We start from the raw sequence: 16,007 nt of genomic DNA, 5'->3' as shown, positions 1-16,007 counted from the left end.
GCGTCCTATTCGGACGCGGGTTTCTTGCCGTCGCGTTCAGCTTTGAATCGCATCCACTCACTGCTCAGCATGCGATTGTCGATGATCCACCCCATGTAATCGCGCATGTTGAGCACACGAATGTACGCGGGACCGTTGGGATTTGCGTACTGCAGGGCCTCGGTCGCAAGCTTGCGTTGATTCTCGAGATACACGTGCTCTGTTTCGAGGAATCCGCCCCACACGTCGGAATCCATGACGTAGTAGTGAGTCCGATCCCGAGGCTTGCGCGTGAGCTTGACGAACCCCCGTTCGATCAACCGACGAATGTAGGTGGACACCGATCCGCGACTTGCTCCGAGTGCCTGCGCCAACTCTTCGGCGCTGACCCCTGGCGACTCGCTGATCAGCAGATAGCCCGCAATACGTCCTTCGATGCGGGCCCCACCGCCGGACTGCCAGTACACGGAGAACTGATCGATGAACCACGTGGAGAAGTCGTCACCGCGAGCAGGGCTGGCATCGCCCATTCGTTGAGCCTCCGACGTCTCTGGGTACGAACAATTCGCCACTATTGTGCCAGCACCACCGTCACCGAGCCGAAATCACCAGCCCTGGAGTGGTTGCGATGAACTCGAGCTGTTCGATCGTCAAAGGCGACGCCGATGTGGAGCCCGCCGATGACACGAACTGGGTCACCACTACTGTTTCGCCGGAGGGGTGAACAACTCGGACCGTGTCATCGCCCGAGCCATCGGGATCGACCAGGCGAGTCACGGTGGTGGAGCCTGGCAACGTCAGTGTCTCACCCGGTTCCGGCACAGCGGTACCAACTGATATTTCGACATCGCTGCTGCCGTCCGCTGTCGAGGCGACGATCCGCTCGCACACTCCTCCCTGTCCGTAATCATCTGGAACCAACGAACCGAGCGGGCGCTCCAAAGTGACGCCTGCCGCGCCGAGATCCTTCCAACGTGCATCGAGCAACTGATTCAGTCGGTCGATATCCATGCGCGACGCAGGTGGACCGGCATTCACAGAATCGGTGTAGCAGGATGCCATCGGCGGCGGCGTCGAGTCTGGAACCTGCGCAGTCACCGCAAGCCCCGGCGCGGTCGCTAACGCGATCAGTTCGTCCATCGTCAAGAGCGGGGAAGCATCCGACGAAGTTCCGGTCGACGTGTCGACGCTGGCAACAACCCGGGATCCATCACCGAGATACGCGACGACTCCGCGCTCGCCCCCGACTTCCGAACCGTCTTTGTCTTCGAAATCGGCTCTGTCCTCGAAATCGGCGATGTCGAGCACTGTTCCGTTTTCGAGATGCTCCCGCCGATCCACCAGACCCTCCAAGCACGGCGGCACCGGCTGATCCCATGCACGCACCTGAACCGAGATATCCGCAGTCCGCCCGACGCGAGTCAAGGTTCCCTTCGCCGACGTAGAACCGCTGAACTCGATCGGGTCGACCCCGTCAGGAAACGAGGCACCCCGGTAATTCTGGATCGGCGCAAACTCGAGCGATTTCGATGGACTCGCAAATACAACGTCGACATCGGAAGGCAGCGATTCGAGTAGTGCGTCGCTCATGGCGGTGGCCTTCGGTCCCGAGAACCATGGATAGTCCGGGTCGTCATAACCGGGCTCACCGGCAAAACCGTAGTTGATACGCACCGGCGGACCCGGCGATGCCACCGAATCGCAGCCGGGAATCGACGTGCCCGTGTCCTCGTTCGTCACCGCCGCGACAACAGTTCCCAAGGCGACGATCGAGACGATCACCAGCCCGTCACGCCAGGTCCATTGCTCGCGGCGACGGTTCGACTCGTGTGCGGTGCGCCCAGACATTTCTCGATCATTGCCTACGGCAACAACTACGTCACTATCCGACATACCCAGTGAGGTCGTAAACCGTGGAATTTCCCACGGTCGTCGATGCGAAATTGGCTTCGACCCATTCCTGGATGGCACTCGACGTGCTGTCCCCGCTTTGGCCCTCTCTCTGGCTTCCGCCCTGGCTACCCGCAATGTAGTAGTGAATTTTTCCGTCTGCCACGTACTGGATGAATTGATCCAATGTCGGTGCGGGATCGGAACTCCAACCGCCGATCGCCATCACCGCGGTATTGCTGGCCAACTCGTAGGTTGCTGCGCTTTGCGAGCCGTTGGTCGCGGCCGACCACGTGGTGCCCGCATTGACCAGCATTCCCGTCAACTCGGAAGTACTTTCACTGCCGCTACTCAGTTCTTGCCCGTTCGACGCCGGATTTACAGTCGCGTCAGAAGAATTCGGCGGAGCGTCACCGTTTTGCAGCTCTGGGCCCCCACCCATACCTCCTCCCCCGCCCATTCCGGAGTCGGACACGGCGCCGGTTGGTCCGGCCGTCGGGATGGATCCGCCGTGCGCTGTTGCGGCAGTGGCAATCGCGTAAGACGCAGAACCGGTTATCCCTGCCAACGATCCAAGAATCAATCCAGCGACAGCGAGCTTGCGGAATCGATCCTTGGCTCCCACTAAAACCAAAATCGCGCCGACGACAGTGCCCGCCAACAGAATCCACTTCAGCATCGGCAGCCAGTCGGCATTGCGGTGCAACAACACCCAGCTCCAGATTCCTGCGGCCAGCATCGTCGCAGCCAACCCGCAACGTCCGATCCAACGGGCACGGACCAACCACAGAGCGTATCCACCGGTCCCGATCATCCCCGCGACGGCGGGCGCCAGCGCAACTGTGTAATAGGGGTGGATCGTGCCGGACATATAGCTGAAGATCAGGCCGGTAACGAGAAACCAACCACCCCAAAGGATCAACGACGCACGGACAAGATCTGTGCGCGGTGCGCGTCCCCGAGCGAGCAGTCCGAACACCACTGCGATCAGTGCCGCAGGTATCAGCCAGGAAATCTGGATACCCATCTCGCTGCCGAACAGCCGCTCCAGTCCGGTACTCCCCCCGAAGCTCGAACCCGCACTGCCACCGGCCATTCCGCCACCGCCACCGGTGCTCCCGAAAAGTCGACCCAATCCGTTGTATCCCATTACCAAGTCCATGACGCTGTTGTTGGTCGATCCGCCGATGTACGGGCGAGAATCAGCGGGCCACAGCCACACTGCCAACACCCACCACCCAGCCGATATGACAACGGACGCAGCACCGATGACCAGGTGGGCCAGGCGAGTCCGCAAGCGCACCTGTCCGGCGATCAAATACGCGGCACCAAATGCAGGCAACACCATCAGCCCTTGCAGCATCTTGGTGAGAAAGGCAAACCCCAGCGCTACTCCTGCGAGCGCCACCCACATCGCGGCTCGACGACCGATCGCCGTGCCCATAGCCCGAATCACGAAGTAGCCGGCAAGAGTCATGAGCAGAACCAACAGCGCATCAGGATTGTCGAACTTGAACATCAGGGCGGCAGCGGGCGTAGCTGCCAACACAGCTCCCGCCACCAAACCCGCAGCGGGCGACGCCACTCGTTTGACGGCCGCGTATACGAGCGCAACTGATCCGATGCCCATCAATGCCTGCGGAACTAGAAGGCTGGCACTCGAAAATCCGAAGATTCGCCCGGACACACCCATGACCCACAATGAAGCGGGCGGTTTGTCGACCGTGATGAAATTCGAGGTATCGAGGGACCCGAAGAACCACGCTTTCCAATTCTGGGAGCCGGCCTGCGCCGCTGCAGCGTAGAAGGTGTTGGCGTAGCCACTCGCGGTCAGATTCCACAAATACAGGACTGCCGTTGCTGCCAACAGGATCGTCAGCGCCAATCCTGTACTGCGCGTGCGGAACCACGACGGCGAGGGCTCCGCGCGATGGGCAGTTGGTGCCGGCCGCTGACGCGGGGCCGGATGCAGAACGGCGGTCATCAGGAAGTCCCTTCACGAGTTACTGTCCCGCCAACGATCGCGTCTCCAACCCTGGCGGCACTGGGAGCCGGCTGGAAAGTTGCTGTGAATGGCTCAGGTCAGGGAGCGCTCGAACAGCACGACGCTGAACCAACCGGTGTCGGCATCGTCTCCGAAGTCACGACGCCCTACCTCGGTAAAACCGGCGTCCAAGTAGTAGCGGCGCAACCGCACGTTGGTTTCTACACAATCGAGCCGCAGGTACTGCGCGTTCTCCTGCGCGGACCGTCGATGGGCCCAGACGAGTAAGCGTTCGCCCATCGAGGTTCCCGAGAATTCTCGATCGATGACCAATCCGTGCACGTAACCAGCACGCTCGTTCGAATCGGGCCAGACCACAGGGTCCGACCAGATCAACCGCAGGGCGCCGACAATCCTCGACTGCTCCCGGTCTCGCGCAACAAAGAACTCCCCTCTCGAAATCTGCTGCTCGACCTGCTCGACAGACACTTCACGCGGGCGCCACTGGATGATTCCGCGTTCTGCCAACCAGTCTTCTGCCGCATGCCGCAGCGCCAGAATCTCCGGCCCATCGGTCTCGACCGCTTGCACAACGTCCACAACCACCTCCCCCAAATCTGCAGCCGTTCACAACAACACGGCCTCCAGGCCCCAACCCGGGTGTATCTACGAGTTGAAGCCTATCGGCGTGAAGTTATGCGTCTGAACGGGTGTCACCACTCAGTCAGGTTTTGAATGTGGTGTTGGCCGGTCGCGGATGCTGCTGCGGGTCAATCGAGGGTGGTGGGATGAACCACGGTTTGTTGTCGACCCCGATGCGGATCGCCCATTTCCCGACGAACCCTGATTTCCGGTGCATCAACCGATGATGTGAACGGCACAGCAGGACCAGATTGTTCATCACCGTCGGGCCACCGTTCGCCCAGTGCCGGATATGGTGCGCATCAGTCCACGCGGGCACACATGAACACCCCGGGAACGCGCAGCCTCTGTCTCGGGCAATCAACGCGACCCGCTGTTCGGCGTTCACCAACCTCTTTCCTGGTTGCGCATCCAAGGGCGCGCCGTGATCGTCGAGCAGAACGGTCGAGAGGAAACAATCACACCCGAGAAGCCTGCTCTGCGACACCGACAGCGGTCCGAGCCAGGGCATGTGCCCGACATCGAGATCCGACAGAGACTCTTCACCGTCGGAAGGCGAGGCGGCGCAATCCCGATGCTCCGCCAGATTCCGAGCATTGATGTGCACGTTCACATGCGGACGCTGACCACCATCGGTACCAGTCTTGGCGCAATCGAGATAGCGGCGAATCAGTTCGGTGAACCCATCCGCAGTCCGCTTCGCCGCCGACCGAGAATCCGGCGTCCCATCCGGTGCCGGGGTCGGCATCGTCAGACTCGACAACGCCGACAACAACATTTCACCGGTCAGGGCATCGAAATCACCACGCACCACCACTCGACCATTGAGCGTCGAGGCGATCCGCAACTCATTGAGATCGACATCCTCGGCGGGCGGGATCTCATCCGATTCGAACAACCGCTCCAAGGTCGCGATTACGTTCCGCACCTTCGTGGTCGTCGCCTCCACCCCCGATGCCGCAGCCAACAACAAATCGATGCACTTCGGTAGCGCCTCCTCCGGCATCCCCTTCGGCGGTGACTCACAGAACGCCACGATCAACACGGCATGATCGAAGGAGCAGTCCCCGCCATCGAACCGAGCCGCCACCGCCGGAAACGGCCGCAAAGCCGCACCCAACGCGGCGATCTTCTTCCCGTCCCGAACCTGCAGCATCGTGTTCGCCGCCAACCACGCACCCACACCGCGGCTGGCAATCACCTGATCATCGGAACGCAACGAAAGTTCGTCGACCACCGCCACACGAACGGCTTCGAGGCGCAGAATCTCCGCACTCGCCGACACCGCAGCAGCGCGCAACTCAGCAGCAGTCAACCGCCACAACCGTCCGCGTAACCCCACCGCAGAACCAGACACCACATCCGACAACAAGACAGTCATTGAATCCCCCGATCCCCTCCTCAAATCATACTCGAACACCCGTTCGAGTCAAGAGTGGTAGACCTCGAGCGCCCGCGCTACCGATTCGTCACCCGCAGGTAGCAACGGCAGTCGCACATGGGGAGTCGGAATCTGTCCCAACGCATGCAATACGCCCTTGATCACAGTCGGGTTCGGTTCGGAAAACAGAGCTCCGGACAGCTTCGACAAACTCCGCCCGAGGTCACGGGCGCCGTCCACATCGCCACTGTCCCAAGCTTTTACCAAGCGGACGAACTCAGCGGTCGACACATGAGCGGACGCCAAGATGCCACCGGCCGCACCCAAGGCCAGAAGAGGCGCGAGAAATAGATCATCCCCCGCCAGTACGGCGAAGTCGCCCGGAAGATCCGCGAAGAGTTCGACGGCAGCTGCGTCGATACCGCCCGCGGCATACTTCACACCAACAACCCCGGGCAAAGTACCCACCTCCTGCAAAGTGCCGCTGTCCAGATCGCACGCAGTCCGGTACGGCACGTGATAGACGATCAGCGGCACTGGGCTGGACGACTGCAGATGCGCGAAATGCGCCACCACACCGGCTTTCGACGGCCTCGTGAAGGAGGGAACCGGCACCAACGCCGCCGAGACCTCAGGCCACCGAGCCAGCCTCCCGAGCGCCTGCGCACTGGCCGCCGTGTCGTTACTGCCCGCGCCGACGATCAACGTCGCACCTCTCGCACGGCACACATTCGCACAGATATCCAGAACGGTCACTCTCTCCTGTTCGGTGAGTGTTGCGGCTTCCGCTGTAGTCCCCAGCGCAACGAGTCCGACCGCACCCTCGGAGAGGACCTGGTGCGCAAGCTGTTCGAGTGCATCGGTTGCAATACGACCGTCGCTCTCGAAGGGCGTGATCAGTGGAACATGGATTCCGGCCAGGTCAACTCGAGTCGTAGTCATAGAACTCAGCCTCACCGAACAAACCTTGTAGGTCTAGTTCGCATTTCCATCGTCGAGCGTAAGCTGAGCTGATGCTCGATGTTCGCCGACTGAAGCTCTTGCGCGAACTAGCGCTGCGCGGAACCATCGTTGCCGTTGCCGAGGCGCTGTCGTTCAGTCCCTCCGCGGTGTCGCAGCAGTTGGCCGTCCTCGAACGTGAAGCCGGCGTGCCGCTGCTGGAACGAACAGGCCGTCGCGTCCGACTCACACCCGCCGGTGAGAACCTCGCACGTCATGCCGAAGCCATCCTGCAACGCCTGGAGCAGGCGTCAGGTGAATTGGTCGACGCACGTCGTGGACTGGCGGGGCCGCTGCGCCTCGGAACGTTCCCGACCGCGGCACGGGCGATCCTCCCGGCGGCATTGATCGCCCTGTCTCGCGAGCATCCCGGGTTGGAACCGATGGTTTCGGAGATCGACCCGGCGGACGTCGCCGACGACCTACGAGCTGGGACTCTGGACTTGGCGTTGATTCACGACTACGACTTCGTCCCTCGCCCCACCGAACCGGGCCTGACGACATTGCCGCTGTGCAGCGAAGCCGTGTACCTCGCATCGAGTGACATCGAGTCAGATCCCCACGACGCTGTCGCATCGCTGACCGACTGCGTAGAACGTCCCTGGATTACCGCAATTCCCGGAACTGCTTGTCATGCAATGACTATTCGCGCATGCCAGGCAGCTGGATTCACCCCGAAAGTGCGACACCACATCGACGAGTTCGCCACCGTTCTCGCCCTCGTCGCTGCGGGACAGGGTGTTTCGCTGGTTCCTGAACTCGGAGCAATCCATCCGCCGCTAGGTGTGCGCCTGACGCCGATGCCCATTCGACGAAGGACCAAGATTGCACACCGAGCGGGCTCCGACGCTCACCCGGCGGTCGCAACCGTGACAAACGCGCTTCGCTCGGCCGTCCCGCAACTGCTCGACGCCGAGCAATAGCGACACCTACATGTCGAGCCCGAGGTCGAGGACCGTCACCGAGTGCGTCAAGGCACCGACAGCGAGGTAGTCGACGCCGGTTCGGGCGTACTCTGCGGCAACGTCGATGGTGAGACCACCGGATGACTCGAGTTTGGTTTCTGGAGCAACAGCGTCTCGGCGCTGGACCGCGATCTGCGTCTGCCACAGCGGGAAGTTGTCCAGCAGAACAAGTTCCACGTTCTCCGCCAGCACCTGATCGAGCTGAGTGAGGTTGTCGACCTCAACTTCGCACTCGATGTCCGGGGCGAGCTCACGGACCGCACGAAGTGCTGCGACCACCGAACCGGCAGCAGCAACATGGTTGTCCTTGATCAACGCCGCGTCGCCCAATCCCATACGGTGGTTGACGCCTCCGCCCACGTGGACTGCATATTTCTGCAGAGAACGCAGTCCGGGCAGCGTCTTTCGGCTGTCCCGCACTTTGGCATGAGTGCCGGCAATGGCGTCGACCCACTGTGATGTCGCCGTGGCGATTCCCGAGAGATGGCAGACGAGGTTGAGCATCGTGCGCTCTGCCGTGAGAAGTCCGCGGGTGGGCGCGACAACAGTGAGCACCGATTGACCTGGCGCAACCCGAGTTCCGTCGGCCACCCGATCAACGACCTCGTAGTTACCCGCGCCGATCACCTCGTCGAGAACAAGCAGTCCGACGTCGATGCCGGCGACAGTACCCGAGGAGCGTGAGACGACCGACGCCTTCGCGACCGCATCGGCGGGAACCGTTGCGGTAGAAGTGATGTCGGGGCCATAGCGCAGATCCTCGTCCAGAGCGAGCCTGACCAATGTGAGCAGCTCGTCACGGTCGAGCGGCGCGGGCAGGATCTTCTGCTCGGTCATCAATGAACTCCTGTCAACAACATGTCGGGTATTTCGAGCGCTCCGTCGGCACCCATCTTGATCCGAGTGCTGCGACGCTGATTCGGATCTGTTTCAGGATAGTCGGTGCGGGTATGGCAGCCACGGCTCTCGGTTCGCGCCACGGCCACGTCGACCAATGCAGTCGCGGTCAACGTGAGCGCCGCGTCTTCGAGGTCCGGAGCAGCCACCGCCACTGTCTGTTCGGCGTCGGCAAGCGCGGCTCGCGCAATCTGGAGACCGCCTCCGTCGCGAACCACCGACGCGTGTGCCGTCATGACGGACTGCACGGTCTCTCGCGGCAGGATCGGCATCGGCTTGCGCACCACGTTGACCACTTCGGCATGAACCTCGCGACGCTCGGCAGCTGCGATTCCTGCACGCTCCCCGACTACCAAACCCTCGAGAAGGCTGTTGGACGCAAGACGATTCGCGCCGTGCAATCCCGTGCGAGCCACTTCGCCTGCTGCGTAGAGACCAGGCACTCCCGTTCGTCCATGGACGTCGGTGGCGACTCCGCCGCACGAATAGTGCGCGGCCGGAGCGACCGGAATTAATTGGGTGCGTGGATCGATGCCCGCTTCGAGGCAGGACGCCGTGATGGTCGGGAATCTCGAATCGAAACCGTCGAGCTTGCGAGCGTCGAGATAGACGTGATCAGTGCCGAGATCGCGTAGGCGTGCTGCGATTGCCCTCGAGACCACGTCACGCGGGGCGAGATCACCCAGCGGATGAACACCTGCGGTGACCGAATCACCGCTGGTGTCGACAAGAATCGCGCCCTCGCCGCGGACCGCCTCACTGATCAGGGGTCGGCGGCCTACCCCGCCCGGAGTGAAGAGCACCGTCGGATGGAACTGAACGAACTCCAGGTCCGCAATCGCCGCACCGGCTTCGAGTGCCAACGCGATTCCGTCGGCAGTCGCTCCGGGCGGATTTGTGCTGCAGGCATACAGCTGACCGAGTCCGCCGGTAGCGAGCAGCACCGCGGGCGCATGGATCACTCCGAGGCCTTCCGGCGAGGAGACGATGAGTCCGCACACCCCACGCCGGTTGGTCACCACCTGGACTGCCGCTGCACCGAACAGAACGGGGAGCCCGGCAGCATTGAGAGCCCGCTGCACTTCCGCGCCAGTGGCGTCGCCGCCGGCATGGATGATCCGACGCGTGCTGTGCCCACCCTCGCGGGTGCGCGACACCTCGCCGTCTCGCCCGCGATCGAAGACCGCTCCCAACGCGGCCAGCGCAGCAACAGCGTCGTGACCAGCTTCGACGATGGAATAGACGGCTTCCTCGTCGCACAAACCGACGCCGGCCTCACACGTATCCGAAACGTGCGACTCGACGGAATCCGTATTCAGATCGTCGACGACCGCGATGCCGCCCTGCGCGTACTGAGTCGCGGTGTCCGTCGGACCGCCCTTGCTGACCGTGAGTACTTTCAGTCCCCGCAGAGAAGCGGTGCGCGCAGCGGTGAGGCCCGCGACACCGCCTCCCACGACGACCAGGTCGGCATGAGCCTCCCAGGCGAAACGCCCGGCAGGGCTGGTCACTCGCCGCCGCCCGGATTACCGATCTCGATCATGCGCTGCACTGACTTCTGTGCACGCTTGGCCATCTCGAGATCGACGTGGACCTCGTCCTTGCCCTCGAGAAGGCAGCGAAGCAACGCGGCAGGCGTGATCATCTTCATGTACGGGCACGACGCGCGGTCGTTGACGGCCTGGAAATCGACGTCGGGCGCTGCCTTGCGCAACTGGTGCAGCATCCCGATCTCGGTCGCGACCAGAACCTGCTTGCTCTTGGTGACGCGGGCAGCGTCGAGCATTCCGCCGGTGGAGAGAATCTTGACCTTGTCCGCGGGGACCGCGCCTTCACCGGCTAGGTACAGAGCCGAAGTAGCGCAACCACATTCAGGGTGCACGAACAGCTCGGCGTCTGGGTGCGACTTGGACTTGGCCGTTAGCTCGTCACCGTTGATGCCGGCGTGCACGTGGCACTCACCGGCCCAGATCTGCATGTTGGTACGGCCCGTCACGCGCTTGACGTGAGCTCCCAGGAACTGGTCCGGCAGGAACAGAACCTCGCGGTCGGGATCGATCGAGTTGACCACGTCGACGGCATTGGACGAGGTGCAGCAGATGTCGGTGAGACCCTTCACCTCTGCGGTTGTGTTCACGTACGACACCACCAGCGCGTTCGGGTTGTCGGCCTTCCACTCACGAAGCTGCTCGGCATTGATCGAGTCGGCCAGAGAGCAGCCGGCTCTCTCGTCCGGGATCAGCACGGTCTTGGACGGCGACAGGATCTTCGCGGTCTCGGCCATGAAGTGCACACCGCAGAAGACAATCGTGTCCTCGGGCGCCTCGGCAGCGATTCGCGACAGCGCGAGGGAGTCACCGACATGATCGGCGACGTCCTGAATCGCAGGCAGCTGGTAGTTGTGCGCAAGAATCGTCGCGCCGCGTTCGCGAGCCAGACGTTTGATCTCAGCGGCCCACTCGGGGGTCGCTTCGACTCCGTTGTATCCGCCGGGGCCGTCGTGAATCTGCGAGGCCGATCCCTCCCATAACGTCGTGGTCGTCATGGCGTTCTCCTTCACCGTGAACCCGGGCTCGTCACCCAGTTCAAATCCGGACGGGCTGGCCCGGATTTCCGTATTCGAGGTTTTCGACTTAGGATCGAAAACGTGCCCAATAGTAACACCACCCACGAAGTGCTTGCAGCGGTGTTCCAAGTTCGCACCTTCCCCGCAAGCATCGCCGCAGGTGACGGCGATCACTGCCCGCAAGGGCGTGAAGAGTTGGCCGTGCTGCTGTGGCAGCGTGCACTCAACCCACAGAAGGGCACGTGGTCCCTGCCCGGGGGCACTTTGCGCGACGACGAGGACCTGACGACCTCCGCTCGACGACTCCTCGCCGAGAAGGTCGACCTAAGAAAGGTCGCCCACCTCGAACAGCTCTCCGTCTTCAGTGATCCACAGCGCGTGCCGGGTCCGCGCCGCATCGCGTCGACCTTCCTCGGACTCGTTCCCCTCAGCGCCGACCCACAACTGCCACCGGACACGGCCTGGCACCCCGTTTCGAAGTTGCCGGAGATGTCGTTCGACCACGGAACCGTCGTACGGCACGCGCGCAATCGACTTGCCGCGAAACTCTCGTACACCAACATCGCATTCGGGCTGGCCCCGGAAGAGTTCGCGATGTCGACACTGCGCGAAATCTACTGCGCTGCCCTCGGTTACCAGGTCGATGCCACCAACTTGCAACGCGTGCTGGGGCGTCGAGGCGTTCTGACTCCCACCGGCAACACCGCACCGTCCGGCAAGTCGGGTGGACGTCCACCCGCCCTGTACCGTTTCACCGACTCCACCTTGCGGGTCACCGACGAATTCGCCGCACTACGGCCGCCAAGCTGACACCGATCGCACTGTCAGGCAACAGCTTCGAGACTTCCGCGCTGCAACCACACCGAGGTCACGGCGCCGGCCGGATCGATGACCCGGTTGATTACACCGAACCGAGTCGTCACCCGATCGAGAATCCGATCGGCCTGCCAACGATCCGTCGGATCGGCGACAATCGCAAAGAAGCGATGGGCAGGTTTTCCCGCCATGACGCGAACCAATTCGGTGACCGTCCGCGCCGTGACTGCCACGCTCCAACCAGCGTCGAGAAACTCGGCGGCCGTGCGCGCACCGTGCTCGAATCCGATGTCCGTGACAAGTACAACTCCCCTGTTGGGGGCGATCTCTGAAACACTCATTGCCGAACCTCCACTCGGAATCAAACTTCTTGACTCCTATGTAAGTCCGCAATCTTGTGCTTCCCTTGTGCTGGTTCTGTGAGAACTCTGGGGAATTGCGCGCCCCACCTCAGACAGCCCTGGAAAGGCCCGCCCAGAAGACCGTCGAGGCCGCGTTCACCACCTCGCCCACCGGCACGTCGCCCAACATTCCGCCCGCAGCAAGCGTCGCGACGCCGTGGAACGTCGCAAAGGCAACCAGCGCAATGCTTTCCGGATCACCGGCGGCAATGTCACCTGCGGCCTGAGCTTCCGACACGAGCCGGACGGTCAGGTCCATCGTCGCGTGCCCCGCGTTGACGACAGTTTCGGCGGCGCCCGGCGCATGCTTGTTGCTGTACATCAGAGAGAGCAGGCCCGGATGCTCCAGCGCAAAATCCACGTAGGCATTGGCGAGCGAGGAGAACCGGGCCCTCGCGGTCGGTGGAGCATCCGCGACTGCCCGCTCGAGCGCACCGGTCATCCGATGGAATCCACTTTCGGCCAAGGCATCGAGCAAAGCCTGGCGATCACGAAAGTGCTTGCCCGGAGCCGCGTGGCTCACGCCCGCCTCACGCGCGAGTTGCCTCAGCGACAACTTGTCGACGCCATCTCGTTCGAGTGTCGCTTCGGCCGACGCCAGGAGTTCCTGTCGCAGGCTGCCGTGATGATACGGCTGTTCGTGGGCGGGCATGGTGGCACCATATCAAAATGTTGTCATTGACAACTATGGTGTCAGTGCCTACATTTGGGATCACCCGAACCGAAGGAGCCACCATGGCCATCGACGTAGCCGGAACCACCGTCCTCATCACCGGAGCCAGCGCTGGGCTCGGAGTGGAATTCGCTCATCGCTTTGCCGCTCGCGGCGCAAACCTGGTTCTGGTCGCCAGGCGGGCCGACCGCCTCGAGGCACTCGCCACCGAACTCCGTGGCGTCCACGGCATCATCGTGACAGTCCTGCCCGCCGACCTGGCCGCACCCGGCGTCGGTGCATCGCTGCACCAGGAGCTGACAAACCGTGGCATCACCGTCGACTCGCTGATCAACAACGCCGGATTCGGAACACATGGGGCATTCGTGGACGAAGATCTCGAGCGCGTCACGTCCGAAATTCAACTCAACATCGCCACGCTGGTCGAGCTGACACACACATTCCTGCCCGACCTTCTCACCGGCCGCGGAGCACTGGTCAACATCGCCAGCACAGCGTCGTTCCAGCCGACACCGGGCATGGCCGTCTACGGCGCGTCCAAGGCGTTTGTACTCAACTTCACCGAAGCACTCTGGGCCGAAGCTCGCGGCAGCGGATTGACTGTATTGGCGGTGTGCCCCGGTCCGACGCGCACCGAGTTCTTCGACGTAGTCGGCTCCGAAGACGCGGCGGTCGGGCGAATGCAGACGGCAACTCAGGTGGTGGACACCGCTTTCCGAGCACTGGATCGACGCTACGCGCCGCCGACCGTCGTATCGGGACTGCCGAACTGGGTGTCCTCGATCAGCACTCGCTTCGCAACCCGCCGGTTGGGCGCGCTGATTTCCGGGCGACTGTTGGGTGACGTGCGAATGAAAGCCGAAACCAAGCGCTCGTCGACCTCTGCGGCGTAGCGACGCAACAGTTACGGAAGTTTCGGCTGGCTTTCGACTTCGGCCTGTTCGGTGTCGGTGGCCGGATCCCCAGATTCCGGATCCCCGGATTCCGGGTGGTCCCCCACCCCGAGGTCGTCGTACGGATTGAGCACTGCAAGAACCAATGTCACGACGCACGCCGCGAGCGGCTGAAACAGAAGCACGAGCAAAGTTCCGACGTTCGGGGCCCGCGCGATGATCTCCCCGACCGCCGGATTGTCGGCCGTGGGGAAACGCAGTTTTGTCACGCCCGAACCCACGAGTGCCATCAGTCCGGTACCTGCCACTGAACCGACTATCAACCCGCCCAGGGCGTAAGGACCTCGACTCAGGCGTGCCAACCAGGCCGCCACCGCCGACAGCACACCGACGATCAGTGCCAGCCAGATGAACACGGCGCTCGCGTCGAACTGATGAAGGCTCTCACCCGTCAACGCGACGCCGCGCCCCTCGGACACCACCAACAGGTGCTCGGCCGGAGCCAAGAACGCCCACAGCACACCGACGAGCACGCTCACGCCCGCAATGGTTGCGGCGATCACGATCGCGGTGCGCAGACGAATCTGCCGAAGAGAGATCACACAGAGTGACGCTACCTGCGCGCGACGTCGATCGAGTCGACGACACCGTGTCGGGAGCATTTCGCCCACCATCCGTCAGGGCTGACCTGAACGATCATGCGGCGCCCGCACTGCTCGCAGAAGCGAGGAGGCTCGAGCCCCATCGACGCCGCAGTCGGCGTCGGATCGTCGACGCCGTCGACGATCCGACGCCCGGTGAACGGGTTGTACCGCTCCTCGGTCACCGGAGTGCTCACAGAGTGTCGTTCAGTGCTTTGATCGGCATCTGCAGATCCACCAACAAATCCAGATCCTTCTCGGCGGGACGTCCGAGGGTCGTCAGATAGTTGCCGACGATCACGGCGTTGATTCCGCCGAGGATGCCCTGCTTGGCACCCAGGTCGCCGAGAGTGATCTCGCGTCCACCCGCGAAGCGCAGGATCGTGCGAGGCAGCGCGAGACGGAATGCCGCCACGGACTTGAGCGCCTCGCTGGCGGGCAGCACGTCCAGATCACCGAACGGGGTACCCGGACGTGGGTTGAGGAAGTTGAGCGGGACCTCGTCCGGCTCCAGTTCAGCCAGGTTGGCCGCGAATTCTGCGCGCTGCTCCAGGGATTCGCCCATGCCGAGGATTCCGCCGCAGCACACTTCCATGCCTGCTTCACGAACCATCCGAAGCGTGTTCCACCGCTCTTCCCACGAGTGCGTGGTCACGACGTTCGGGAAATGCGACTTCGAAGTTTCCAAGTTGTGGTTGTACCGGTGCACACCCATGGCGGCCAGTTGGTCGACCTGCTCCTGGGTGAGCATGCCGAGCGAGCAGGCGATCTGGATGTCGACCTCGTTGCGGATCGCCTCGATGCCTGCGGCAACCTGAGCGAGCAACCGGGCGTCGGGTCCGCGGACGGCGGCCACGATGCAGAACTCGGTAGCGCCCGACTTCGCAGTCTGCTTGGCAGCTTCCACCAAGCTCGGGATGTCCAACCACGCCGCGCGAACCGGCGACTGGAAGAGTCCGGACTGCGAGCAGAAATGGCAGTCCTCAGGGCAGCCGCCCGTCTTCAGGCTGATGATGCCCTCGACCTCGACCTCCGGTCCACACCACTTCATACGCACATCGTGGGCGAGAGCCAGCAGGTCTTCGAGCCTGTCGTCGTCGAGTCGGAGTACGTCGAGCACCTGGCTTTCGGTCAGGCCAACTCCTCTTTCGAGAACTTGCTCGCGCGCCTGGTCGAGGATGTCGACCGTCGCAGGGGCCGTGCTAATCGGGGGCGGGGTCACAGACGTCTCCTTCGAAACCAGCAAAATTGAACACCGTACAAGTTGAACGGTGTTCACG

Annotated in this window: 17 protein-coding genes; 3 read left to right on the top strand and 14 right to left on the bottom strand. The window is 62.7% G+C overall.

The genetic code is table 11. From position 1 onward, the window contains the following. Nucleotides 1-5 precede the first annotated feature (5 nt). The 6 genes from GN300_RS28755 to GN300_RS28730 all read right to left on the bottom strand — a co-directional run bounded on the left by GN300_RS28755 (nt 6) and on the right by GN300_RS28730 (nt 6,818). The gene (locus GN300_RS28755) at nt 6-509 is read right to left on the bottom strand and encodes a GbsR/MarR family transcriptional regulator (protein ID WP_063316119.1); all 504 of its coding nucleotides are present in this window, start codon (nt 507-509) and stop codon (nt 6-8) included. 61 nt (nt 510-570) lie between these two features. Continuing rightward, nucleotides 571-1,827: a hypothetical protein gene (locus tag GN300_RS28750; RefSeq protein ID WP_063316120.1), complete on the bottom strand. Its 1,257-nt coding sequence runs from the start codon at nt 1,825-1,827 to the stop codon at nt 571-573. 34 nt (nt 1,828-1,861) lie between these two features. Then, nucleotides 1,862-3,853: a glycosyltransferase family 39 protein gene (locus GN300_RS28745; protein ID WP_082845753.1), complete on the bottom strand. Its 1,992-nt coding sequence runs from the start codon at nt 3,851-3,853 to the stop codon at nt 1,862-1,864. Between the two features lie 93 nt (nt 3,854-3,946). Next, entirely contained in the window at nt 3,947-4,453 is a 507-nt protein-coding gene (locus GN300_RS28740; protein WP_228401044.1) for a GNAT family N-acetyltransferase, read from the bottom strand. Between the two features lie 124 nt (nt 4,454-4,577). Then, nucleotides 4,578-5,876, bottom strand: a complete 1,299-nt coding sequence (locus tag GN300_RS28735) for an HNH endonuclease signature motif containing protein (RefSeq protein WP_063316121.1) — start codon at nt 5,874-5,876, stop codon at nt 4,578-4,580. Nucleotides 5,877-5,924: 48 nt separating this feature from the next. After that, a complete protein-coding gene (locus GN300_RS28730) occupies nt 5,925-6,818 on the bottom strand; it encodes a dihydrodipicolinate synthase family protein (RefSeq protein WP_047270128.1) in 894 nt (297 codons plus the stop codon). A 71-nt stretch (nt 6,819-6,889) separates the two neighbouring features. On the opposite strand from GN300_RS28730, the gene GN300_RS28725 reads away from it, so the two are divergent. Next, nucleotides 6,890-7,798, top strand: a complete 909-nt coding sequence (locus tag GN300_RS28725; protein WP_063316122.1) for a LysR substrate-binding domain-containing protein — start codon at nt 6,890-6,892, stop codon at nt 7,796-7,798. A gap of 6 nt (nt 7,799-7,804) precedes the next feature. On the opposite strand, the gene nadC is transcribed toward GN300_RS28725, so the two are convergent. From nadC to nadA, 3 genes are read right to left on the bottom strand one after another with little or no spacing between them, the layout of a single operon-like run. Further along, nucleotides 7,805-8,677 carry a carboxylating nicotinate-nucleotide diphosphorylase gene (gene nadC, locus GN300_RS28720; RefSeq protein ID WP_003941805.1) on the bottom strand — a complete coding sequence of 291 codons (873 nt, stop codon included), beginning with the start codon at nt 8,675-8,677 and terminating at the stop codon, nt 7,805-7,807. Next, nucleotides 8,677-10,248: an L-aspartate oxidase gene (locus tag GN300_RS28715; RefSeq protein ID WP_063316123.1), complete on the bottom strand. Its 1,572-nt coding sequence runs from the start codon at nt 10,246-10,248 to the stop codon at nt 8,677-8,679. Before GN300_RS28715 ends, nadC begins: the two co-directional genes overlap by 1 nt. Next, nucleotides 10,245-11,282 carry a quinolinate synthase NadA gene (gene nadA, locus GN300_RS28710; RefSeq protein ID WP_003941702.1) on the bottom strand — a complete coding sequence of 346 codons (1,038 nt, stop codon included), beginning with the start codon at nt 11,280-11,282 and terminating at the stop codon, nt 10,245-10,247. The genes GN300_RS28715 and nadA overlap by 4 nt, the downstream gene beginning before the upstream one ends. A 102-nt stretch (nt 11,283-11,384) precedes the next feature. On the opposite strand from nadA, the gene GN300_RS28705 reads away from it, so the two are divergent. Then, a complete protein-coding gene (locus tag GN300_RS28705; RefSeq protein WP_007733069.1) occupies nt 11,385-12,113 on the top strand; it encodes an NUDIX domain-containing protein in 729 nt (242 codons plus the stop codon). A gap of 14 nt (nt 12,114-12,127) precedes the next feature. Here GN300_RS28705 and GN300_RS28700 read toward each other — a convergent pair whose 3' ends face one another. Together GN300_RS28700 and GN300_RS28695 are read right to left on the bottom strand one after the other, a co-directional pair. Continuing rightward, complete coding sequence (locus GN300_RS28700; protein ID WP_003941794.1) at nt 12,128-12,460, bottom strand: hypothetical protein; 333 nt, start codon at nt 12,458-12,460, stop codon at nt 12,128-12,130. 109 nt (nt 12,461-12,569) lie between these two features. Further along, nucleotides 12,570-13,172: a TetR/AcrR family transcriptional regulator gene (locus GN300_RS28695; protein ID WP_007733070.1), complete on the bottom strand. Its 603-nt coding sequence runs from the start codon at nt 13,170-13,172 to the stop codon at nt 12,570-12,572. Nucleotides 13,173-13,255: 83 nt separating this feature from the next. Here GN300_RS28695 and GN300_RS28690 point away from each other — a divergent pair, with 83 nt between their 5' ends. Next, nucleotides 13,256-14,086: an SDR family oxidoreductase gene (locus GN300_RS28690; RefSeq protein WP_047270127.1), complete on the top strand. Its 831-nt coding sequence runs from the start codon at nt 13,256-13,258 to the stop codon at nt 14,084-14,086. Between the two features lie 11 nt (nt 14,087-14,097). Here GN300_RS28690 and GN300_RS28685 read toward each other — a convergent pair whose 3' ends face one another. From GN300_RS28685 to bioB, 3 genes are read right to left on the bottom strand one after another with little or no spacing between them, the layout of a single operon-like run. Beyond that, the gene (locus GN300_RS28685; RefSeq protein ID WP_007733080.1) at nt 14,098-14,688 is read right to left on the bottom strand and encodes a DUF2567 domain-containing protein; all 591 of its coding nucleotides are present in this window, start codon (nt 14,686-14,688) and stop codon (nt 14,098-14,100) included. Nucleotides 14,689-14,699: 11 nt separating this feature from the next. Continuing rightward, on the bottom strand, nt 14,700-14,924 hold the full coding sequence (locus GN300_RS28680) for a hypothetical protein (RefSeq protein WP_003941741.1): 225 nt from the start codon (nt 14,922-14,924) through the stop codon (nt 14,700-14,702). Then, on the bottom strand, nt 14,921-15,934 hold the full coding sequence (gene bioB / locus GN300_RS28675; protein WP_024487821.1) for a biotin synthase BioB: 1,014 nt from the start codon (nt 15,932-15,934) through the stop codon (nt 14,921-14,923). The genes GN300_RS28680 and bioB overlap by 4 nt, the downstream gene beginning before the upstream one ends. Nucleotides 15,935-16,007: the final 73 nt, after the last annotated feature.

It is taken from the genome of Rhodococcus sp. Ni2 (assembly GCF_021352185.1).
In the GTDB taxonomy this organism is placed as follows: Bacteria; Actinomycetota; Actinomycetes; order Mycobacteriales; family Mycobacteriaceae; genus Rhodococcus_F; species Rhodococcus_F qingshengii.
This window is presented reverse-complemented; position numbering and strand designations above follow the sequence as displayed.